Annotated in this window: 18 protein-coding genes; 8 read left to right on the top strand and 10 right to left on the bottom strand. The window is 73.3% G+C overall.

All coding sequences use genetic code 11. The annotated features are described in order from the left end of the window. Positions 1–71 precede the first annotated feature (71 nt). Positions 72–1,040 carry an aldo/keto reductase gene (locus HNP84_RS45510; RefSeq protein WP_185056349.1) on the top strand — a complete coding sequence of 323 codons (969 nt, stop codon included), beginning with the start codon at positions 72–74 and terminating at the stop codon, positions 1,038–1,040. Positions 1,041–1,145: 105 nt separating this feature from the next. Here the strand turns inward: HNP84_RS45510 and thpR are convergent, their stop codons facing one another. The 5 genes from thpR to HNP84_RS45485 form a co-directional block, all read right to left on the bottom strand. Next, positions 1,146–1,808: an RNA 2',3'-cyclic phosphodiesterase gene (thpR, locus tag HNP84_RS45505; RefSeq protein ID WP_185056348.1), complete on the bottom strand. Its 663-nt coding sequence runs from the start codon at positions 1,806–1,808 to the stop codon at positions 1,146–1,148. After that, entirely contained in the window at positions 1,762–3,396 is a 1,635-nt protein-coding gene (locus tag HNP84_RS45500; RefSeq protein WP_312927171.1) for an MFS transporter, read from the bottom strand. The genes thpR and HNP84_RS45500 overlap by 47 nt, the downstream gene beginning before the upstream one ends. Then, on the bottom strand, positions 3,303–3,764 hold the full coding sequence (locus HNP84_RS45495) for a MarR family winged helix-turn-helix transcriptional regulator (protein ID WP_185056347.1): 462 nt from the start codon (positions 3,762–3,764) through the stop codon (positions 3,303–3,305). The genes HNP84_RS45500 and HNP84_RS45495 overlap by 94 nt, the downstream gene beginning before the upstream one ends. A gap of 60 nt (positions 3,765–3,824) precedes the next feature. Further along, positions 3,825–4,628 (bottom strand): ABC transporter ATP-binding protein, encoded by an 804-nt coding sequence (locus HNP84_RS45490; RefSeq protein ID WP_312927169.1) that lies wholly within the window; start codon positions 4,626–4,628, stop codon positions 3,825–3,827. A 99-nt stretch (positions 4,629–4,727) separates the two neighbouring features. Continuing rightward, the gene (locus HNP84_RS45485) at positions 4,728–6,242 is read right to left on the bottom strand and encodes an NCS2 family permease (RefSeq protein WP_185056346.1); all 1,515 of its coding nucleotides are present in this window, start codon (positions 6,240–6,242) and stop codon (positions 4,728–4,730) included. A 143-nt stretch (positions 6,243–6,385) separates the two neighbouring features. On the opposite strand from HNP84_RS45485, the gene HNP84_RS45480 reads away from it, so the two are divergent. Further along, positions 6,386–6,673, top strand: coding sequence for a DUF2530 domain-containing protein (locus HNP84_RS45480; protein WP_312927167.1), 288 nt, complete (start codon positions 6,386–6,388; stop codon positions 6,671–6,673). A gap of 47 nt (positions 6,674–6,720) precedes the next feature. Further along, complete coding sequence (locus HNP84_RS45475) at positions 6,721–7,614, top strand: AraC family transcriptional regulator (RefSeq protein WP_312927199.1); 894 nt, start codon at positions 6,721–6,723, stop codon at positions 7,612–7,614. A 10-nt stretch (positions 7,615–7,624) separates the two neighbouring features. Here the strand turns inward: HNP84_RS45475 and HNP84_RS45470 are convergent, their stop codons facing one another. Continuing rightward, the gene (locus tag HNP84_RS45470) at positions 7,625–10,606 is read right to left on the bottom strand and encodes a sacsin N-terminal ATP-binding-like domain-containing protein (protein WP_185056344.1); all 2,982 of its coding nucleotides are present in this window, start codon (positions 10,604–10,606) and stop codon (positions 7,625–7,627) included. A 127-nt stretch (positions 10,607–10,733) separates the two neighbouring features. After that, positions 10,734–11,579 (bottom strand): DUF3027 domain-containing protein, encoded by an 846-nt coding sequence (locus HNP84_RS45465; RefSeq protein WP_312927165.1) that lies wholly within the window; start codon positions 11,577–11,579, stop codon positions 10,734–10,736. A gap of 1,015 nt (positions 11,580–12,594) precedes the next feature. Between HNP84_RS45465 and HNP84_RS45460 the strand changes: the two genes are divergently transcribed. Continuing rightward, a complete protein-coding gene (locus HNP84_RS45460) occupies positions 12,595–14,151 on the top strand; it encodes an MFS transporter (protein ID WP_312927163.1) in 1,557 nt (518 codons plus the stop codon). 69 nt (positions 14,152–14,220) lie between these two features. On the opposite strand, the gene HNP84_RS55645 is transcribed toward HNP84_RS45460, so the two are convergent. Together HNP84_RS55645 and HNP84_RS45450 are read right to left on the bottom strand one after the other, a co-directional pair. Further along, the gene (locus HNP84_RS55645; protein WP_185056342.1) at positions 14,221–14,616 is read right to left on the bottom strand and encodes a cold-shock protein; all 396 of its coding nucleotides are present in this window, start codon (positions 14,614–14,616) and stop codon (positions 14,221–14,223) included. 125 nt (positions 14,617–14,741) lie between these two features. After that, positions 14,742–15,359 (bottom strand): HAD family hydrolase, encoded by a 618-nt coding sequence (locus HNP84_RS45450; RefSeq protein ID WP_185056341.1) that lies wholly within the window; start codon positions 15,357–15,359, stop codon positions 14,742–14,744. 173 nt (positions 15,360–15,532) lie between these two features. Between HNP84_RS45450 and HNP84_RS45445 the strand changes: the two genes are divergently transcribed. Then, on the top strand, positions 15,533–16,156 hold the full coding sequence (locus tag HNP84_RS45445) for a TetR/AcrR family transcriptional regulator (protein WP_185056340.1): 624 nt from the start codon (positions 15,533–15,535) through the stop codon (positions 16,154–16,156). 3 nt (positions 16,157–16,159) lie between these two features. Here the strand turns inward: HNP84_RS45445 and HNP84_RS45440 are convergent, their stop codons facing one another. Continuing rightward, complete coding sequence (locus HNP84_RS45440) at positions 16,160–17,218, bottom strand: hypothetical protein (RefSeq protein WP_185056339.1); 1,059 nt, start codon at positions 17,216–17,218, stop codon at positions 16,160–16,162. Between the two features lie 101 nt (positions 17,219–17,319). On the opposite strand from HNP84_RS45440, the gene HNP84_RS45435 reads away from it, so the two are divergent. The 3 genes from HNP84_RS45435 (at position 17,320) to HNP84_RS45425 (ending at position 22,156) form a co-directional block, all read left to right on the top strand. Next, positions 17,320–19,710, top strand: a complete 2,391-nt coding sequence (locus tag HNP84_RS45435) for a helicase C-terminal domain-containing protein (protein WP_185056338.1) — start codon at positions 17,320–17,322, stop codon at positions 19,708–19,710. Between the two features lie 85 nt (positions 19,711–19,795). Beyond that, positions 19,796–20,389 carry a hypothetical protein gene (locus HNP84_RS45430; RefSeq protein ID WP_185056337.1) on the top strand — a complete coding sequence of 198 codons (594 nt, stop codon included), beginning with the start codon at positions 19,796–19,798 and terminating at the stop codon, positions 20,387–20,389. A gap of 120 nt (positions 20,390–20,509) precedes the next feature. Further along, positions 20,510–22,156: a DNA repair helicase XPB gene (locus HNP84_RS45425; protein ID WP_185056336.1), complete on the top strand. Its 1,647-nt coding sequence runs from the start codon at positions 20,510–20,512 to the stop codon at positions 22,154–22,156. Positions 22,157–22,396: the final 240 nt, after the last annotated feature.

Raw genomic sequence — 22,396 nt, 5'->3', positions numbered from 1 at the left:
CCGTTTCCCGCTCACCGAGACGTGCGCGACGGGCTCGACTGGAGTGCACTCAAGGTTCTTATGGTGAGGTCATGGAATATGTGCACCTAGGACGCAGCGGTCTTTCGGTCAGCCGGCTCTGTCTCGGCACGATGAACTTCGGTCCCCAGACGACGGAGGAGGACTCCTTCGCGATCATGGACCGGGCGCTCGACCTCGGCATCAACTTCTTCGACACGGCCAACGTCTACGGCTGGAAGCTCGGCGAGGGGATCACCGAGAACATCATCGGGCGCTGGTTCGCCAAGGGCGGCGGGCGCCGGGAGAAGACGGTGATCGCCACCAAGCTCAACGGCAAGATGAGCAACTGGCCGAACGACGAGAAGCTCTCGGCACTGAACATCCGCCGGGCCTGCGACGCCTCGCTGAAGCGCATGCAGACCGACTACATCGACATCTACCAGGCGCACCACGTGGACCGCGACACCCCCTACGAGGAGTTCTGGGAGGCGATGGAGGTCCTGCGCCAGCAGGGCAAGATCATCTACGTGGGCTCGTCCAACTTCGCGGGCTGGCACATCGCCAAGGCGCAGGAGGCCGCCGCACGGCGCAACTTCCTGGGCTTCGTCTCCGAGCAGAGCCACTACAACCTGCTCACCCGCACGGTCGAGCTGGAGGTGCTGCCGGCCTGCCAGGACTACGGGCTCGGCGTGATCCCGTGGAGCCCGCTGGCGGGCGGACTGCTGGGCGGCGTCCTGCGTAAGATCGACAAGGGCCGCTCGGCGGCCGAGCACATGGAGCGTCAGCTCGACAAGCACCGCGAGAAGATCGAGGCGTACGAGGCGTTCTGCGACGAGCTGGGCGAGGACCCGGCACACGTCGGCCTGGCCTGGCTGCTGCACCAGCCCGCGGTGACCGCGCCGATCATCGGCCCGCGCACGATCGAGCAGCTCGACGGCACGATGCGCACGCTGGAGATCAAGCTGGACGACAAGGCGCTGGCCCGTCTGGACGAGATCTTCCCCGGCCACAAGACCGCGCCGGAGGACTACGCCTGGTAGGGCGCCCGGCCGCTACGTGAGCAGGGCGCCGAGCACCACGATCAGGACGAGCACGGCGAGCACCGTGGGCAGCAGCCAGCGTCGGGGTCGGTCCACGCAGTGAGCCTAGCCGCCCTCGGCTGTGCTCCCGCCGCTGCCCCGCTCTCCGCTCCCGCCGCTGCCCCGCTCCCTGCTCCGGCCGCCGCCCCGGTCCCGGCGTGCGCCCGGCCCGGGGGCGCGGCGGCCCAGCGGCCAGGACTCCAGGGTCTCGTAGCGCACATGGGCGCCGAGGTGGCTGCGCACCAGGTGGATCTCGGTGACCTCCCAGGGCGTGCCGGCGAAGGCGTCCAGGACGGCGACCAGCTCGCGCACGTCCACGTCGGCGCGGGCGCGGGCCAGGGTGAGGTGGGGGCGGAACCTCTTGGGCTCGCCCATCTGCACCCCGGCGCGGCGTCCGGCGGCGGCCAGGGAGTCGGCCAGGCGCGACAGCGGGTCGCGCGGCCCCGACAGGCCGCACCAGAACACCCGGCCCCGGCGCGCGGAGGGGAACGCGCCGGTGCCGGCGAAGGCGAACGTCATCGGCTCGTAGCGCGAGGCGGCGCGCGCCAGGCGTACGCGCAGGCCGGGCAGGACCTGCTCGGGCACCTCGCCGTAGAAGGCCAGGGTCACGTGCCAGTTCTCGCGCGGCAGCCAGCGCAGGCCGGGCCACCCGCCGAGGTGGGGCTCGATCGCGCCGGCCAGCTCATCGAGCGACGCCGGCGGCGGGAGCAGCGCCGCGAACAACCGCATGGGACTTCCTCCTGTTGCTGATGACCCTGGTCATCAGCATGGCCAGTCCGGTGCCGGCCACACTCATCACTCCGGCGATCATGACACCGGTACGCGGCCCGGCGAGGTCGGACAGCCATCCGATCAGCGGCGCGCCGATCGGGGCGCCGCCGGTGAACACCAGGATGAACAGCCCCATGACCCGCCCGCGCATCTCGGGTGTGGTGCCGAGCTGCAGGGTGGCGTTGGCGGCGGTGTTCGCGGTGATCATCGCGATGCCGGCCGGCACGAGCAGCGCCAGGTACACCGGGTACGACGGCGCCGCCCCGGCCAGGATCTGGAACACGCCGAACGCCAGCGCGCCACCGACCAGCAGTCTGCGGTTCGGCCGGGTACGCCGGGCGGCCAGCAGCCCGCCGCCGAGCGCTCCGACCGCGAACGCGCTGGACGCCACGCCGAAGGAGGAGGCGTCCGCGCCGAAGACGGTCCTGGCCATCAGCGCGATCGACATCGAGAAGCTCTGCACGAACATCGAGATGAACGCGATCTGCAGGATCGGGCCGAGCAGCTCGCGCCGGTCCAGCACGTAGCGCAGTCCCTCGCGGAGCTGGCCCTTGGCCCTGGGCACGGGCTCGGGCGTGCGCAGCTCGGACCGGCGCATCAGGAGCAGGCTGCTGATCACCGCCGCGAAGGACAGGAAGTTCAGCAGGAAGATCGGTCCCGTGCCGCCCAGCGCGTAGATCAGCACGCCGGCGAGCGCCGGGCCGACGACCCGGGCCAGGTTGAAGCTGGAGCTGTTCAGCGCGATGGCGTTGGCGAGGTCGTCGCGGCCGACCATCTCGACCACGAAGGACTGCCGGGTGGGCACCTCCACGCAGGAGATGATCCCCAGCAGCAGCGCCATCGCGTACACGTGCCAGACCTGGGCGTTGCCGGTGACGGTCAGCAGGCCCAGGGTGAGCGCGAGCAGGCCCATGACGCTCTGGGCCGCGATCAGCAGCGGACGCTTGGCGTACCGGTCGGCGAGCATGCCGCCCCACAGCCCGAGCACGAGCTGCGGCGCGAACTGCAACGCCGTGGTGGTGCCGAGCGCGGCGGCGCTGCCGTGGGTCAGGTCGAGCACCAGCCAGTCCTGGGCGGTGCGCTGCATCCACGTGCCGACGTTGGACACGACGCCACCGGAGGCGAACAGCCGGTAGTTGTAGTTGCGCAGCGAGCGGAACATGCCGCCCGCCGCCTTCGCCTCGGGCACGACCTGGGCGCCGCCCGATCCGGCGGCCTGGATCTCCTGCGCCGCGGCCCGTTCGGCCGCCCGGCGGCGGCGCGGCAGGCGGCGGCGCAGCCGGGTGCGGAGAGACCTCCGCGGGATGTCCGCGACGGCGTCGGCGGTGACCGTGGACGCCGCCGCGCCGGGTTCCTCGGGCTCCTCGGGCTCGTCGGACTCCTCGCGGGAGCCCGTGACGGCGTCGTCCTCGCCCGCGGCGCCGGCGGAGGCGCCCTCGGCGCGAACCGCGGCTAGATCCGGCTCAGCTTCTCCAGGATCGGCGCCGCGGCGCGCAGCACCGAGCGCTCCTCCGGAGTCAGCTCCTTCAGGCGCTGGGTCAGCCACGCCTCCTTGCGGCGGCGCTCCTCTTTCAGCAAGGCCGAGCCCGCCTCGGTGACGGTCACCGTGACCTGCCGCCGGTCGGTCGGATGCGGGGTGCGCGAGACCAGCCCCCGCTCCTCCAGGGCGGCGATCACCCTGGTCATCGAGGGCGGCTGCATTTTCTCCAGCTCGGCCAGCTCTCCGGGCGTGATCCCGGAGCTGCGCTCGACGGCCGCGAGGGCCGCGACCTGCGTGGGGGTCAGCGAGCCCACCGTGGACTGGCGGCGCAATCGCCGGTTCAGCCGCGCCATGGACACGCGCAGGGCGGCTGCCAGACCGGCGTCGCTGCGTAGGTTGACGACGGGGTCCTTCTTTGGGGTGTTCGTTAGCATGAGTCATTACCTTTGCTAACTATACGCGGCACCGCGGTATTCCTTCCAGGTCAGGGCCTGCTATCCGAGTTGCGCGGCCTGAAGGCCGGAGTAGGCGCCGCGCCGGCGCAGCAGCTCGTCGTGCGTGCCCACCTCCACGATCCTGCCGCGTTCCAGCACCACGATGCGATCGGCGGTGCGGATCGTGGACAGCCGGTGCGCGACGACGAACACCGTACGGCCCGCGCGCAGCCGCGTCAGCGCCTGCTGGATCAGCGCCTCGGAGCGGGTGTCCAGGGCCGAGGTGGCCTCGTCCAGGACCAGCACCCGGGGGTCGCGGATCAGCGCGCGGGCGATGGCCAGGCGCTGCTTCTGCCCGCCCGACAGCCGGGCGCCCCGCTCCCCCACCAGCGTGTCCAAGCCCTCGGGCAGCCGGTCCACGAACTCCAGCGCGTTGGCGTCGCGCAGCGCACGGCGTACGACGTCGTCGGAGACGTCCGGCAGCCCGTACGCCACGTTGTCGCGGATGCTGCCCTCGAACAGGATCGACTCCTGCGGCACGACGGAGACGAAACGGCGGTAGGAGCGCAGGTCCAGCTCCTTCATGTCGCGCCCGTCGAGCAGGATGCGCCCCGCGTCGGGCCGGATGAACCCGATCACCAGGTTCAGGATCGTGGACTTGCCCGCGCCCGACGCGCCGACCAGCGCGACCGTCTCGCCGGGGCGTACGGACAGGTCGAAGTCCACCACGGCCGGGGTGCCGTCGTCGAACGCCAGCACGGCGAGCGCGACCCGGGCGCGCTCGTCCGTGAACAGGTACGCCAGCGTGCGTACCGGATGCTCACCCCGGTACCGGTGATCGAGCGCTCCCTGCGGCAAGGCCACGGCGACCCACCCTCCCCCTTCAGCGAAACGCAATAGTGCGGTAAATCCTGCCTTGCCGGATTTACCGCACTATTTCGCCCATCGAACGCGGAAGTGGACTCAGACCCCCAGCAGTTGCCGGATCGGCTCCACCGTGAAGTAGATCAGGAACAGCACCCCGACCAGCCACATCAGCGGGTGCACCTCGCGGGACTTGCCGCGCAACGCCTTGATCACCACGTACGTCACGAAGCCCGCGCCCATGCCGGCCGTGATCGAGTACGTGAACGGCATCAGCACGATGGTGAGGAAGGCCGGGATCGCGATCTCGTAGTCGTTGAAGTCGATCTCGCGGACCTGGGTCATCATCAGGAAGCCCACGATGATCAGCGCCGGGGCCGCCGCCTCCGACGGCACGACCTCGGTCAGCGGCGCGAGGAACATCGCCAGCAGGAACAGCAGCCCCGTGACCACGCTGGCCAGCCCGGTACGCGCGCCCTCGCCCACGCCCGAGGCGGACTCGACGTAGGTGGTGTTGGACGAGACCGACCCCGCCCCACCGGCGGCGGCCCCCAGGGAGTCCACCAGCAGGATCTCCCGGGTCCGCGGCAGAGTGCCGTCCGGGCGGACCAGATGGGCCTGCCGCCCCACGCCCACGATCGTCCCCATCGTGTCGAAGAAGTCGGCCAGCATCAGCGTGAACACCAGCAGCACCGCCGCCACCACGCCGGTCTCGGCGAACGCGCCGAACAGGCTGAACTGCCCCAGCAGCGACAGGTCCGGCGTCGCCACGATCTGGCCCGGTATCCCGGGATCGATCAGGGACCAGGCGTTGGGATCGACCACCTTGCCGTCCACAACCTGGGGCCCCACGTCGGCGATGGCCTCGACGATCACGGCCAGCACGGTGGTGCCCAGGATGCCGATCAGGATGGCGCCCTTCAGCTTCCGCGCCACCATGAACGCCGTGGCCAGCAGCCCGACCGCGAACACGAGCGTGGGCCAGCCGATCAGCGACCCGGTGCCGAGCGACCCGAGCTGCACCGGCACGGTGCCCGCCGCGGTCTTGCGCACGAACCCTGCGTCCACGAACCCGATCAGCGCGATGAACAGCCCGATGCCGACGCTGATCGCGGTCTTCAGCGCGTTGGGGATCGCGTGGAAGACCGCGGTGCGGAACCCGGTGAGCACCAGGACCAGGATGACGATGCCCTCCAGCACCACCAGCCCCATCGCGTCCTCCCAGGACATCTGGGAGGCGATGCTGTAGGCCACGAACGCGTTCAGCCCGAGCCCGGCCGCCAGCGCGAACGGCACCCGGCCGATCACGCCCATCAGGATCGTCAGCACGCCCGCCACGAACGCCGTGGCCGCGGCGACGAGCGGGAAGTTCGGCGCCGCGCCGTCACCGAGGAACTGCCCGGTCTTGTCGGGCACCGCGGCGATGATGATCGGGTTCAGCACCACGATGTAGGCCATGGTGAAGAAGGTGGCGAACCCGCCGCGGATCTCGGCGGCGAACGTCGAACCGCGCCCCGAGACCTCGAAATAGCGATCAAGAAATCCGGCGAAGCCGGTACGAGTCGGCGGTGGTGGTGTAGGCGAGTCTTTCGGGGAGGCTGTGGTGTCACTCACGGCCGCACAGTGTCAGCCGCTTACACGATTCGAAAGAGTCAACTGCCGATTTTGACCCTTCCGCAACCGATTCGTGGCCAACCCGCGGACGTACCCCACCACCACCCGCGTCGATCCGTCCCCCGTCGCCTACGCTGGACCACGTGACCCAGCCACACCGCCGCCCCGACCTGGAGCCGATGAAGACCAACGACTCGGCGACCTTCCTGGCGGGCACGGCCTTGTGGGCGGTCGCCGCGATCGTCCTGCTGATCGTCCAGCCCTCCCCCGACCAGCGCTGGTGGCTGTGGACCTGCCTGGCCGGCATCGCCGGCGGCCTGTTCGGCCTGTTCTACGTCCGCCGCCGCAACCGCCGCGCCCCCACCCCGCCGTCCGACCCCCCGGTGGAGCCGAGCACCGCCGTCCCGCCCAACACCAAGAACCTCCAGTGACGGCCTGACGGGCTTGCCCGGCGGCACCGCGAATGCTTTCGTTGGGTGTGCGTAGCTTCGACGTCCTGAACGAGATCCGCGGCCTCATCGCCACCCATGCCCGGCCGGACCTGCGGACGCCGATCCCCGGTCTGTCGATCTCCAAAGTGGAGACCGAGGAGCCCGACTACTCGCTGACGGAGCCGCTGCTGGTCGTTCTGGCCCAGGGCGGCAAACGCCTTCTGCTCGGCGACCAGGTGTTCGAGTACCGGGCGGGGCAGTTCCTCGTGGTGACCGCCAACCTGCCCGTCACCGGCCACTTCATCGACGCGAGCCCGCAGACCCCGGCGCTGGGCATGGCCCTCGCGCTGCGGCCGGACGCCATCGCCCCGCTGCTGCCGCAGGTCCCGGCCCGGCAGCGGTCCCGCGGCACGACAGTCCAGCCCGCCATCGCGACCGGCGAGGCCGGTCCCGACCTGCTCGACGCCGTGACCCGGCTGCTGCGGCTGCTCGACCATCCCGCGGACGCTCCCGTGCTCGCTCCGCTGATCGAACGGGAGATCCTCTGGCGGATGCTCACCGGCCCGCACGGCGACATGATCCGCCAGGTCGGCCTGGCGGGCAGCAGCCTGTCCCACGTCCACCGGGCGATTCACTGGATCCGCGACAACTACGCCGAGCCCATGCGGATCGAGGACCTCGCCCGCCTGACCGGAATGAGCGTCTCCGCCTTCCACCGCCACTTCCGCGCCGTCACGGCCATGAGCCCCCTGCAGTACCAGAAACGCATCCGCCTCCAGGAGGCCCGCTCGCTGCTGGTCGCCCGCGCGGGAGACATCGCCGGCGTCGCCCATCTCGTCGGCTACGACAGCCCGTCGCAGTTCACCCGTGAATACCGCCGCCTGTTCGGCGCGCCACCGGGCCAGGACGCCGCGCGCCTCCGCGCGGACCCCCCGAGGTGAACCCGGCGGTTCAGCCCGGCAGGCTGTCCAGGTCGTTCTCGGCCAGGAGGAGGGGGACGGCCGCCGGGTCGCGGAGCAGGGCGCTGACGGCGAGCCTGTCGCTCCACTGGCCCGAGGCCCAGGCCAGGCCGCGGGCCAGGCCCTCCACGCCGCTGGCGTGCACCACGCCGTCGTAGAAGCGCCAGGGCACCTCCACGCCGTCCACGGTGAGCCTCTCGTGTTCCACGTACGTCGCCGGGGCCGTGGGGAGGAGGCGGCGGACCTCGGCCGGGACCTGCTTCTCCTGTCCCGTCGAGGTCACCTCGCCGGCCGTCGTCTCGGCGGCCAGAGGGAGGTCCAGGAGTTCGGACAGGGCCTCGGCCAGGTCGAAGGGGGCCAGGATCAGGGGGTGGCCGGCGACCAGGGGGAGGAGGTCGGGTGCCTCGACGACCACGGCCCGGTCGGCGTCGGCGACCACGATCTCGCCGTCGAGGATCGCGCGTACGGCCTTGGGCGGCGCGGCGCGGGAGGGGTCCACGGCCGCGAGGGCGATCCACAGGGCGCGGAGTTGGGGGCGGTCCAGTTCGATCGACGGGTCGGCCATCAGGTCGAGCAGTTCCTCGGGGCCGCCGTGGCTCGCCAGCAGGTCCGGCAGCGTCGTGCGTACGCCGATCATGGCGAGGGCGGCCTCGTCCAGGCCCGCGGGCGCGTCGTCGTACAGGCCGAACAGCAGCGGGTCGCCGCCGGGGACCCGCAGGGAGGTCGGGACCTTGCCGCCCAGGACCGGGTGGGTGCTGAGCCACCACGCGGTGTACGACGGGACCTCCACCACCTCGCCGCCGGCGACCACGCGCAGGGGCTGGAGGGCGGCGCGGAGCGGGGGGCGGGTGAGCATGGCGAGCGCGGCCGGCCAGTCGGCGACGTACTCCAGGTCGCGGATGGCGCTGAACTCGGGCGCGACCGGGGGGACGTCGAGGTCGGGGAGGAGGTCCAGGACGGCCTCCAGCCATTCGTCCTCGCGGTCCAGGTCGTGGTCGCACTCGTCGGGATCGAGGAGCACGTCGGCGTCGTTGGCCACGGCGAACCCGTCGAGTACGCCCGCCGCCGCCAGCACCCGCGACCCGTACGCCTCGACCAGGTCGGGGGCGGCGGTGCCGAACGGGTTGTCCTCGGCGTCCACCACGCCCGCCAGGGCGCCGCCGCCGAGCAGGAGCTCGCCCGCCGGGTACAGTTCGCCGTCGGCGCCGCGCAGCGCCAGGTCGGACAGCCAGGGGGCCTCGCCGGCGACCAGGCCGGCCGCCGCGACCAGGGACAGCACGGCGCGGGCCACCGGCTCGGGGTCGTCGGAGTCGAGTGAGGCCGAGACCGCCGCCCGGGTGAGCGGGTCGTCGAGCACCGTACGCGGGGTCGCCTCGGCCGCGCCGAGGCGCAGCAGCAGCGGGTGGGCCGCGTCGGGGTGGACGATGCGCAGGCCGAGCGGGGCGAGCGCGGCGGTGTCGAGCGCGTTGCCCTCGGACAGGACGAGGGTGCCGCGCGGCCCGCGTACGAGGCGGCCGTCGGCCAGCGGCACCGGGAGCGCGCCGATCGCCTCGGGGTCGTCGGCGGGCAGCACGTCGTACAGGGAGCGCCACCAGGCGGGGTCCTTGTTCTCGACGGCGTCGCCGGACAGCATGTCGATCACGTCGGCGAGCTCCACCCGGCGTACGCCGAGCGCGCCCAGCGCCGGGTGGCGCGGCGGCCAGTCGGCCGGGAGCAGGCCCGGCACCATCTCGGCGATCGTGTCCAGGAACGCGGCGGGCCCGGCCACCACGGACGCCTCGCGGCCCGCGACCACCCAGCCGTCGCCCGCCGCCCGGTCCTCGGCGGGGTCGGCGGGGGCCGACAGGGCCGGGAGCAGGGGCGCGTCGGGCAGGCGGCGCAGGATGGCACGCCGGATCGCGGCGTCCAGCTCGCTCTTGCCCATCGGGCCCGGGACCAGGTCGAGCAGGCGCGGGGTGCGCGGCAGGGAGGCCAGCAGGTCGAGGTACGTCTCCGCCGCCCGCTCCACCAGGAAGTCGGTCAGCGGGCCGGGGGCGACGTGCCTGCGGTCGGTGGCCATGGGGAAGCTGGCGATCAGCAACGCGCGCAGGTCGAGGGGTTCGTCGCTGGGCGTGGGCGCGTGCACCACCGGCGGCACGGTCGCGGGCAGCGGCCCCGACTCGGGCACCGCCCAGCGCACCATCCAGTACGGCCGCGCGCGCTCCTCGGTGGGCCGGTCGGCGAACAGCTCGGCGACCTGGGCGGGGGTGAACTCGCCCGACGCCGCCACGACATGCCAGCCCTCGGCGACGACGGTGCGCTCCTCGCCCTCCACGTCGATCTCGATCGCGGCCAGGGCGGGCATGCCGAGCAGCAGCGCCGGGCTGGTCTCGGCCAGCATCCGGCGTACGGCCTCCTCGGCGGCCTTGTCGCGCAGCGGCAGGCGTACGACGGTGTCGAAGCCCTCGGGGACGTCCACGGCCTCGGCGGGGAAGGGCAGGCGCAGCAGGGGCACGTGCCCGGAGCGCTCGGCGAGCACCCCGGCGAGCGCGGGCTCGGCGGCCACCAGCGCCGCGGTCTCCTCCCGGGACCAGCGCACCGCGCCGCTGGCCCACGAGCCGATCTCGGGGGCGTCGGTGACCGAGACCACGGCGGCGAACCCGACGCCGAAGCGCCCGGCGGCGCCCACGTCGTCGCGCTTGGCGGAGACGCGCAGCGTGGACAGGCCCTCGATGCCCGCGGCGTCGAGCGGGGCGCCGGTGTTGGCCGCGGTGAGCACCCCGTCGCGCAGGGACAGCCGCAGCCGTCCGGGGACGCCGGCGCGCAGGGCGGCGTCGGCGGCGTTCTGGGCCAGCTCGACGATCAGCCGGTCGCGGTAGCCGCCGAGGGCGAAGTCCTCCTCGGCGTTGGCGTCCTCGCGGAAGCGCGCGGGAGAGGCGACCCAGGCGGCGAGTACGGCGGCGCGTACCCGGTCTGTGGCGAAGATATCGGTCATAGGGAATGCCAGCTCACATTCGTGACGACGTGATCCGGGGGGTGGTGTCACGTCATGCGTGCACGGACGGGGACCGCGCCGGCGGCATGCGCGGGGCGGTGTGGTACGGACGGCCGGGGCGCCGCCCTCACGAGTGGCCGAGGGGCTCCGACGACTCCTCGTCCACCGAGCCGCTCAGGTCGGGCTCGCCCTCGGCGACGCCGCCCTCGGCTTCGCCCACCGGCTCCTCCATCAGGTCGAACCCGAGGTCGTCGAGGATGGGCGGGGCCTGCTCCACGCTGTGCGTGACGACGGCGGCCTCGGAGTGGGCGCCGCAGCCGTGGTCGGCCGCGACCACCCGGCCGTCGTCGGGGGCGTACTCGTTGGCGCACACGCCGAAGCCCAGCCGCAGCGCACCGGCGAGCGGCCAGTAGAAGCCGCAGGTGGAGCACTGGGCGGGGGCCGCGTGCGCGATCGGCGTGTGGGGGCCGGACTCGCCGGAGTGCCAGCGCCGCACGGCACGGTCGCGGCCGATCGCCGACAGCACCCTGGCCCGGCCGAGGCCGTACTCGAAGATCATCTGACGGTCTACGTCGTCGCTGGTCTCGGTGTAGCCGGGGGCGAGCCGGTCGTCGTCGGCCGGCGCGGGCAGCAGGTCGCCCACGCCGAGGTCGCCGGGGCGCAGTCGCTCGCTCCACGGCACCCACTGGGGCGCGAGCAGCGAGCCGGGGCCGTGAACCAGGCAGGTCTCGCTCACCGTTACGATCTTGGCCCGCGAGGCGCGCGTGACCGTGACGGCCCAGCGCCAGCCCCGGTAGGCCCGGTCGAGGCAGGCGAAGTAATGGGTGCCGACGCGGTCGCCCTCAGGCTCGAATCCGAGGTGCTCGCCCACCTCGCCCGGCCTGGCGATCTGCTCGGCGGCGGCGCGTGCCAGGTCGACCGCGGCGGCGCAGGCCGCATCGGCGGGCGCGCTCCGGGTCCGGGTGCGAATCACGAGGCCACCCCCGCTCGCCGGAGGTCGGCGCAGTCCGCTCGGCAGTCCGCTCGCAAGTTCACACTTCATTCTCACCCATCCTCGGACCTGTCAGCACCCGGGTCCGCCCCACTCCACCTCATTCCGCAGGTACGAACGGCGGGCCCGCCACCCGCCCTCACAAAGGGGACGGCACACCGGGCGACGACGGCCCCGCCTTGGGCCCCACCGCGAGCGGGGGGCGGCGGGCCACCCGGAGCCGCGCGCCTCGCGCGGGGCAGCCCGCCACACAGGCAGCAGGCCCCGCCCCGAGCGCGGCCAACGCGCCTCGCGGGGCGGCGGACCTCGCGGCCTGGCGAGCCTCGGGGAGGGGGGCGGACCTCGGTCCGCGCGGGGCGCGCGCATCGCCGGGCAGCAGACCTAGCGGGACCGCAGGCCCCACCCCGGGCGTGGGCAGCGGGCCACGGGGGTGGCGGGCCACACCGCCGGCGAGGGCGGGCGGGCCGCGCGAGGCACCCCACCCCACGGGACACCCAAGCGCACGAAACACCCCACCGCACGCAACACCCCACCTCGCGAAACACCCCACCGCCCGCAACACCCCACCACGCGAAATACTCACCGCGTAACACCCCACCGCGCGCAACACCGCACCGCGCGGGAGTGTCCGGGCAACGGTGGATCTTCCGCACGGCGGGATGGGGGTGGATGCCGGGACTTGCGGAAACGCGACGCCCTCCGGCCGCCTCCTCCCGAACGGTGACACACCCCACCGCACGTAACAGTGGACCTTGCGGGGTGGCGACCCACGGGGAGGGTGTGTCCGTGTTCGGGAGGGGGCGGTGGGAGGGCGTCGCGTTCGCGCAGTTTCCGTCACCCGCCCCCATCCCGCCTTGCGGAAGATCCACCCATTGCCCGGACACTCCCGGGAGGGGGTGGCGGGAGCCCGGGCCTGTGTGGGGGTCGTGGCGACTTTCGGGGGTGGGTGTGGGGGCGGTTACGGCGCGTTTCGGGTGCGTCGGGTAAGACTGGATGCGTGGCAGGTGGCTGGGAACGCGCGTGGCGTACGGCCGGCGACGTCTCGCGGCGGCTCGGGCGGTCGGCCGCGGCCGCGGGGCGGGCTACGGTGCGCGCGGGCAGGGCCACCGCCAGTGGCACGCGTACGGCGGGGCGGGCCGCGGTCGGGGGCACCCGGTCGCTGGGGCGGGCGGCCAGGCGGCTGACCCACGCCCAGGGGGCGGGCCGCACCGGGCTGGGCGGGCTGATCGAGCTGAGCGCGGCCCACGCGGCGGGTGACGCGCTGGTCACGGTCGCGCTGGCGGGCACGCTGTTCTTCGGCCTGCCGGTGGACCAGGCGCGCGGCCAGGTCGTGCTCTACCTGCTGATCACGATGGCGCCGTTCGCGGTCGTGGCGCCGTTCGTGGGGCCGGTGCTCGACCGGTTCCGGTCGGGGCGCCGGTTCATCATGGCCGGTACCTTATTCGCCCGCGGCCTGCTGTGCTGGGCCATGGCCGCGGCGGTGGTCTCGGGCGACGCCGTCACGCTGTTCCCGGCCGCGCTGGCGGTGCTGGTGCTGTCGAAGGCGTACAACGTGTCGCGGGCGGCGATCATGCCGAGCGTGCTGCCCGCCGACATCACCCTGGTGACCGCGAACGCCCGGGTGGCGCTGTTCACCCTGACCGCCGCGGGGGTGACGGCCCCGATCGCGGCGGGGCTGGCCGCGTGGCTGGGGCCGGAGTGGGTGCTGCGCGGCACGATGGCGCTGTTCTTCCTGGCCGGGGTGCAGGCCATGCGGCTGCCGCGGCACGTGGACTCCCCCGATCTGGACGAGGTGGAGGAAGAGGAGGAGCACGAGCGCGAGCCCCGGGCGCGGCGGTGGCGCACCCTGCTCAACGTGGGCCCGGCCGTGGCCGAGGCGATGCGGGCCAACGCGGCGATCCGCGTGTTCTCCGGCTACCTGCTGTTCTTCCTGCTCTTCCTGGTCAAGGACGAGCACCTGCCCGGTCTGGAGCCCACGCTGACGATCGGCGCCCTGGCGGGCGCGGCCGGCGCGGGCGGCCTGCTCGGGGCGGTGGCGGCCAACTGGGTGCGCACCCACTCGCCGCAGATCGTGGTGCTGGTCACGCTGGCGGTCGCGACCGCGACCGGGGTGGCGACCGCGATCCTGTTCGGCCTGTGGGCGGCGCTGGCGGTGGCGCTGATCGCCGGGTTCGCCCAGGAGCTGGGCAAGCTGGCCCTCGACGCGATCGTGCAGCGCGAGATCGGCGAGGAGGTGCGCTCCTCGACGTTCGGCGTGGTCGAGGCGCTGCTCCAGCTCGCCTGGGTGTTCGGCGGCCTGCTCGGGCTGCTGATGTCGCTGCTGCCCTCGGGCACCACGGCCATGTGGGCGATCACGGTGGTGCTGGCCGCGGCGCTGGTCTGGCTGCTGGTGACCCGCCGCCGCAGGCTGCGCGCCCTCGACGACCGGGTACGCCGGGCCAAGCGCCGCGAGCGCCCGGCGAGCGACGTGACCACCACCGAGCTGGCGGTGCCGTACGATCCGCCGGGCGACCGGCCCGGATCGACCAAGCCGCTGACCAACCCGCACGGTTGATCAGCGGCCATCGGTCACCGGGTCATCGGTCACCGGTTCAAGGGGCGCCGGGGCAGGGGTCCCCTGAGGTCAGGGGTCGAGGTCGTCGGCCACGCCGCGCAGCACGGCCGCGATCTGCCTGGCGTGCTGCGCGTCGGGGTGCTTGCCCTTCTGGTAGGACATCGAGATCGCGTCGAGCAGTTTGATCAGGTCCTCGATGATGACGACCATCTCATCCGGCTTCTTGCGCTTGCCCTTGGGCTTGCCCTTGGCGAGCGTGGGAGGCTGGTCCAGGACGCGTACCGACAGCGCCTGCTGACCCCTGCGGCCCTCGGCCACGCCGAACTCGACACGCTGGCCGGGCTTGAGGGAGTCCACACCGCTGGGCAGCGCGGAGGAATGCACGAAGACCTCACCGCCGTCGTCGCGGGTGAGGAAGCCGAATCCCTTGTCGGCGTCGTACCACTTGACCTTGCCACTCGGCACAGGGGTGACCTCGTTCAGACTGTCGTGAAGGTGAATGGATGTAGGTTATGCCCACGGCGCGCGCGGGGCGACCGTGTATTTTGCCGACAAATTCCTACCCCGGCGGCGGCCCGCCACCCGTTCGTTCATACCCCGGCGGCGTCGGCTCTCCACGTACGGAACCAGCCGCCGAACTCGGTCAGGTCGGCGAGCACCACGTCGGCTCCATGCTCACGTAGTTCTCCTGCCGTATAGGGACCGGTGGCCACCGTCACGCTGACGCTCCCGCCCGCGCGCGCCGCCGCTATGTCGGCGACGTGATCTCCAACATATGCCGCCGCGCCGAAAGACGCGAGAGCCGTGCCCTTTCCGGCCCCGAAAACCGATCCCGCGACCTCGTCCACATTCAGGCCCAGGGCGCGGACGGTGCGCCAGGCGTCGCGGGTGTTCTTGCCGGTGACCACGATGACGCCGCCGCCCGCGCCGCGTACGGCGTCGATCGCCTCGTGCGCGCCCGGCATGACGGTGGTCGCCGGCACCGCGATCCCGGCGTACAGCTCGCGGTACAGATCGGCCGCCGCCGGGATGTCCTCGGGCGGCAGCCAGTGGGCCAGTTCCTGCTCCAGCGGCGGGCCGAGCCGCGAGACCACGGTCTCGACGTCGATCGGCACGCCGAGCCGGGCGGCCAGCGCCTCGTACACGGCCGCGATGCCGGCCCGCGTGTCGGCCAGCGTCAGATCGAGGTCGAATCCCACCGCATGCACGTACGCAGCATGCCAAAGCCCGCGGCACTACACGCAACGGGCCCGCGTATGGCAGCTTTGACGAAAGGGCTCACTCGTCACCGCACGTCCGCTCCTCACCGGCCCACGGCGTACTACTGGTAACGCTCACATAGACCTGCCCATTAAGGTCATGTCGGAGGTAACGGCACGAGATGACCAGATCCACGCGCGAGCGGATCGTCGATGAAGCCCTGCGGCTGTTCGCCGAGCGGGGCTACGCCGCCACGTCCGTGGCCGAGATCGAGGCGGCGTCCGGCCTGTCCCCGGGCGCGGGCGGCCTGTACCGGCACTTCAAGTCCAAGTACGAAGTGCTCGCCGCCGCCGTGAACGAGCACGCCACCCGCACCCGCGCCCAGATCGCCGAGACGCTGACCGAGGTCAACTCCGTGGGCGCCTCGCTCGCGCTGGAGGACCGGCTGGCGCGGCTGTGCAAGGCCGGGCTGGCCAAGGTGCGCGAGGAGAGCGAGCTGACCCGGGTGTTCTTCCGCGACCTGAGCCAGTTCCCCGAGCTGGTCGCGGTGGTTCGCGAGGGGCTGCTGCAGCCCATGTACGACGCGATCGTGACCTGGTTCGGCGCCCAGCCCGAGTACGCCGGCGCCGACGAGGACTGGCACGCCATCGCGGCCGTGCTCGGCGGCGCGGTGGTGCACTACCGGCTGTTCCAGGAGACCGTGGGCGAGTCGCCGGGCCGGGCCGACCGCGACCAGTTCGTGGCGGCGTGGGTGCGCCTGGCGCTCGGCCTGCTCCCCGCCCCCGCGGTCACCCCGACGGCGTGAGCCTCACCCCTCGGGCGGGTTGAACAGCCGGTACGCCAGCCAGCACACGCCCCCGGCCGTGCCCAGCATGAACATCACCCCGCTGACGCCGAAGAACGCGTCCAGCAGCGACCGGCCGTCGCCGGCCCGCAGGCCGCCGAAGACCAGCCCGCCCACGACGTACGCGAACATCGGCGCGCCCAGCCCCACCAGCCGGTCGCCGAACCGCCATCCCTCGCCGAGCAGCACGATCACCGCGCCCACGGCCCACACGAGCACCGGCACCGGGAAGATCGCGATCGGCCGCAGGTCGAGCGGCAGCAGCAGCGCGGCGGCGATCAGCACCAGCATGCCCGCGCTCTCGCGCGCGTTGTAGATCAGGATCGTCCGGGCGTCCCTGCCGTCGGTGGCCATCGGGTTGGCGCCGGCCATCGCCGCCCGGCGCAGCCTGCGTCCGGGCAGCCGGAGGCGCCTGCGTACGCGGGCGCGGCGCGTCACGGGGCCCTCCCGGCCGCGCCGCGCCATCCGGCGCTCATGGCCGCGCCGCGCCTCGGCGATCGCCCGCGCCACCCCGGCCGGCACCGCACGCCGCGCCCCCTCCCCGGCGGCGGGGGACGGGTAGCCGGGCAGGGCGGCGGTGTCCTCGCCGTCGTCCATACCGTCGTCCACGCCGTCGTCCACGCCGTCGTCCACGTCGTCGCGCACCCGGGGGAAGTCGTCGCGCACCCGGGGGAAGGCCGCGGTGGCCGGGTCGGCGTCCTGCGGGTACACGACCGGCGCGGCGAGCGGCGGCTCCCCCGGACGGGACGGGGACGGGGGCGGAGGAGACGGGGACGAGGGCGGGGCGGCGGCCACGCGGGCGGCCTCCGCGCGCACCAGGGCGCCCGGATCGCCGATCCGGGCCAGAATCCGCGACACCACCCGGGGGTCGTCGCTGCCCGCCCGCTCGGCCTCGATCCGGGCGCGCAGGGCGCGGACGAACTCCAGCCGCTGCTCCTGGCGCAACACCCCGTGGGCGATGTCGGCCGCCCGGCTCACGTAGTCGAGAACGAGGCGATCGGCACGTTCCGTCACCTTGGCCATGTTCCTCCTGCCAGGCGCGATCCGCGACCCGTTCCCGCCCACCCGGGGGCGATCATCGCTGATGAACCCGCGCATACCATGAGAAGGGTGAAGGTGGGTTCATGAGCGCGGAGTTCGCCGAGTGGCTGCGGGGGCGCGACGACGGGCAGTTGCGCGCACTGGTCTCCGCACGCCCGGAGCTGATCACGCCGGTCCCCGCCCACCTGGCCGGCCTCGCGGCGCGGGCCTCCAGCCCGTCCGCGATCGGGCGGGCGCTGGACCGGCTCGACCGGTTCACGCTGGCCGCCGTCGAGGCGCTGGCGGTGCTGCCGCCGCCCACGCCGGTGTCGGAACTGCGCGCGCTGTTCCGGCGGGCGCTGCCGGACGGCGACCCGAGCTCCTCGGAGCTGGAGTCCCTGCTTGCCGAGGCCGTCGAGCGGCTGCGCACGATGGCGCTGGCCTACGGCCCCGACGACGCGCTCGAACCCGCGCCGGGCGTGCGCGAGGTGCTCGACGCCCCCGCCGGCCTCGGCCCGCCGGCCGTCGAGGTGTTCCGCCACTACGCGCCCGAGCGCCTGGACGAGCTGATCGCCGACATCTCCCCCGGCTCCCCCGATTCGTCCGGCTCGTCCGGGGACGACCCCCGCGCCCGGCTGGCGGAGCTGCTCGCCGCGCCCGAGACCGTGGACCGCCTGGTGGCCGAGGTCTCGCCGCAGGCGCGGGCGGCGCTGGACGAGCTGGCCTGGGGGCCGCCGACCGGGCGGCTGCCCAAGGCCCGGCGCGAGGTGCGGGTGGCCACGGCGCAGTCGCCGATCGAGCAGCTTCTCGCCCGCGCCCTGCTCGGCGCGACCGGCGAGGAGACCGTTGCGCTGCCGCGCGAGGTCGCGCTGCGGCTGCGCGGCGGGCGGCTGCACCGCGACCTGTCCCCCACCCCGCCGCCCCTCACCGGGGCCGAGCGCCCGCAGTCCCTCTCCGACCGCACGGCGGCGGGCCAGGCGTTCACGTTCGCCGGCTCGGTGGAGGAGCTGTGCGAGCGCTGGAGCGTCGATCCGCCGGGCGTGCTGCGTACCGGCGGGCTCTCGGTACGCGACCTCAAGCGCACCTCGCAGCTCCTGGAGCTGCCCGAGTGGTCGGCGGCGCTGGTGATCGAGGTGGCGTTCGCGGCCGGCCTGATCGCGGCCGGGGGCAGCGCCGACGGCGAGTGGCTGCCGACGCCCGCGTACGACGCGTGGCGGGTCCGCGCGACCGAGGACCGCTGGGCCTCGCTCGCCGCCACCTGGCTGGCCATGGACCGCGCGCCGGGGCTCGTCGGCGAGCGCGACGACCGCGACCGGCTGCGCGGCGCGCTCCACCCCGACCTGCGCCGCAACGCCGCCCCCGAGGTGCGCGCGACCACGCTGGCCGTGCTGGCCGCCGCCGGCCCTGGCCTGGCCCCCACCCCCGAGTCCGTACGCGCCCGGCTGGCGTGGGAGCAGCCCCGGCGGCGCGGCCACCACCGCGACCAGCTCGTGGAGTTCACCCTGCGCGAGGCCGAGCAGATCGGCCTGACCGGCCTGGGCGTGTTGTCCGCCCACGGGCGGGCGCTGGCCGCGGGCGATCCCGCCGCCGCCAAGCTGCTCGCCCCGCTGCTGCCCGAGCCCGTGGACCACGTGCTGCTCCAGGCCGACCTCACCGCCGTCGCCCCCGGCCCGCTGACCGGCGAGCTGCGCCGGTGGCTGATGCTGGCCGCCGACGTCGAGTCCACCGGCGGCGCGACCGTGTACCGGTTCGGCGAGGAGTCCGTGCGCCGCGCCCTCGACGCCGGCCAGGGCGCCGACGAGCTGCTGGCGATGCTGGAGCGCCACTCGGCCGCCCCGGTGCCGCAGCCGCTGCGCTACCTCGTCTCCGACGTCGCCCGCCGCCACGGCCGGGTCCGGGTCGGCACGGCGAGCGCGTACATCCGCTGCGACGACCCGGCCGTGCTGGACCAGGTGCTCGCCGACCGGCGGGCGGCGCCGCTGCGGCTGCGCCGGCTGGCCCCCACGGTGATCGCCTCGCGCTCGTCGCGGGCGACGCTGGTCGACAGCCTGCGCGCGATGGGCTACGCGCCGGTGGCCGAGTCCCTGGACGGCGATGTGATCGTCTCCCAGCTCGACGCGCGCCGCACCGACGTGGCCCCGCCGGCCCGCGCGTCGGCGGTGGTCAACGCGCTGGACGACGACGTCGTGGCCGCGGCCGTGCGCGCGATGCGGGCCGGCGACTCCGCCCACCTCGCCAGGCTCACCCCGGTCAAGGAGCCGGGCGGGCCCGTGCCGCGCTCGCCCAACACCGCCACGATCGCCCTGCTGCAGGAGGCGATCCGGCAGGGCACCCGGGTCTGGATCGGCTACGTGGACGGCCAGGGCAACGCGACCAGCCGCATCCTGGAGCCGGCCCGCATGGAGGGCGGCTACCTCACCGCGTACGACGAGACGCGGGCGGCCGTGCACCGCTTCGCGCTGCACCGCATCACCGGCGTCAGCGGCCTGACCTGAACGCCGTGAATCCATCACCGAACCCGATCGCGGCGCCCGGCATCGTACGTATCGTGGTATCTCTTGACTGCCCGACCGAACCTGAGTGGAAGGCCAGACCGTGACCAGCCACCCCGAGGGCCCGCGCTACCCGGACGACCAGCAGGGCCGTTACGGCGCCGGTGAGCCGTCCGACGCCCCGGAGCCTGGGCAGCAGCAGCAGCCGTACGGGCACAACCCCTACCAGGGGCAGAACACCCAGCCCGGCGGCTACGGCGCGTACGGGACTCCCGGCTACGGGGAACAGCAGTACCCCGGCTACGGCGAGCAGCAGTACCCCGGTTATGGGGAACAGCAGTACTACCAGCAGCCGCCGCCGTACCAGCAACCGCAGCAGCCCTACGGCTACGGGTACGGCTACGCCCAGCCGCCGCGCCACCCCGACGCCGACGGCAAGCGCACGCACGCCATCGTCGCGCTGGTGATCAGCATCGTGCTGGCGATGAGCTGCTACGTGACGCCCGGCGGCCTCGCCGCCTCGGTGCTGTCCGGGATCGCGCTGAGCAAGGCCGACCTCGAACCCCAGAAGGCCGGCAACCTGCTCAAGTGGGCCTGGATCAGCATCGGCATCAACGTCGGGCTGATCATCCTGGGCGTGGCCACGATCATCTTCCTGGGCGCGACGGGCAACCTCGACTAGGACTCGGCCGGCGACCGCCGGGCGCGGGACTGATTCGGGGCCGTACCTTGTTGCCATAGCGGTGCGTCACCGCAGGAGTCGCCATAGCGGTGCGTGAGCGCAGGACACAGGAGTACACCCTTGAACGACGGCCCGCTGATCGTCCAATCGGACAAGACGCTGCTGCTCGAAGCGGAGCACGCGGCGGCCGACGCCTGCCGCAAGGCCATCGCGCCGTTCGCCGAGCTTGAGCGCGCGCCGGAACACGTCCACACCTACCGGGTCACGCCGCTCGCGCTGTGGAACGCGCGCGCGGCCGGGCACGACGCCGAGCAGGTGATCGACGCGCTGATCACCTACAGCCGCTACCCGGTGCCGCACGCGCTGCTGGTGGACGTCGCCGAGACCATGGCCCGCTACGGCCGGCTGAAGCTGGAGAAGCACCCGGTGCACGGGCTCGTCCTCACCACCACCGACAAGGCGGTGCTGGAGGAGGTGCTGCGCGCCAAGAAGATCAAGCCGATGCTCGGCGAGCGCGTCGGCGACGACGCGGTGATCGTGCACCCCTCCGAGCGCGGCACGCTGAAGCAGGCGCTGCTCAAGCTGGGCTGGCCGGCCGAGGACCTGGCCGGATACGTTGACGGCGAGCACCACCCGATCGCCCTCGCCGAGGACGGCTGGACCCTGCGCCCCTACCAGCGCGAGGCCGCCGACGCCTTCTGGCACGGCGGCTCCGGCGTGGTGGTGCTGCCCTGCGGCGCGGGCAAGACGATCGTGGGCGCCGCGGCCATGGCCCACGCCCAGGCGACCACGCTGATCCTGGTCACCAACACGGTCAGCGCCCACCAGTGGAAGCAGGAACTGCTGCGCCGCACCACGCTGACCGAGGACGAGATCGGCGAGTACACCGGCGCCAAGAAGGAGATCCGGCCGGTCACCATCGCCACGTACCAGGTGATGACCACCAAGCGGCAGGGCGTCTACCGGCACCTCGAACTGTTCGACGCGCGCGACTGGGGCCTGATCGTCTACGACGAGGTGCACCTGCTGCCCGCGCCGATCTTCCGGATGACCGCCGATCTCCAGGCCCGGCGGCGCGTCGGGCTCACCGCCACGCTGGTGCGCGAGGACGGCCGCGAGGGCGACGTGTTCTCGCTGATCGGCCCCAAGCGGTACGACGCGCCGTGGAAGGAGATGGAGAACCAGGGCTGGATCGCGCCGGCCGACTGCGTCGAGGTGCGGGTCACGCTGACCGACGAGGAGCGGCTGGCGTACGCGATGGCCGAGTCGGAGGAGCGCTACCGGTTCTGCTCGACCACGCCGACCAAGACCCGGGTGACCGAGGCGCTGGTGCGGCGGCACGTGGGCGAGCAGGTGCTGGTGATCGGGCAGTACATCGACCAGCTCGACGAGCTGGGCGAGCACCTGGGCGCGCCGGTGATCAAGGGCGAGACCCGCGTACGCGAGCGCGAGCGGCTGTTCCAGGCGTTCCGCGACAAGGAGATCCAGGTCCTGGTGGTGTCGAAGGTCGCCAACTTCTCCATCGACCTGCCGGAGGCGTCGGTGGCGATCCAGGTCTCGGGCACCTTCGGCTCGCGCCAGGAGGAGGCCCAGCGGCTCGGCCGGGTGCTGCGCCCGAAGTCGGGCGGCGGCGGGGCCAGGTTCTACTCGGTGGTCAGCCGCGACACCGTGGACCAGGACTTCGCGGCGCACCGGCAGAGATTCCTCGCCGAGCAGGGGTACGCGTACCAGATCGTGGACGCGGACGACGTGCTCGCCGGCGACTAGCCCTGCCCGCGGTCCCCGGCCCGTGGCGGGGCCGCGGGGCCGGCGGGGCGGCGGTCAGGGCCGGCGCTGGCCGAACACGTCGTCGTCGTCAGGTCCACGAAATCCCGCGGCTCCTGGACAATCGAACCACCCCCTCGCTTGGTCTCCCTGACCAACAGCGACATACCCCATGATCTGCGCAAGTCACCGGTTTCGCCTTGGTTTCTCGACAAATTTCGCGACTTTGACGCAGGGTGCAGG

Origin of the sequence: Thermocatellispora tengchongensis (assembly GCF_014202315.1) — a bacterium.
Lineage (GTDB): Bacteria > Actinomycetota > Actinomycetes > Streptosporangiales > Streptosporangiaceae > Thermocatellispora > Thermocatellispora tengchongensis.
The sequence above is the reverse complement of the archived record's forward strand: the minus strand, read 5'-3'. Positions and strand labels throughout refer to the sequence as shown.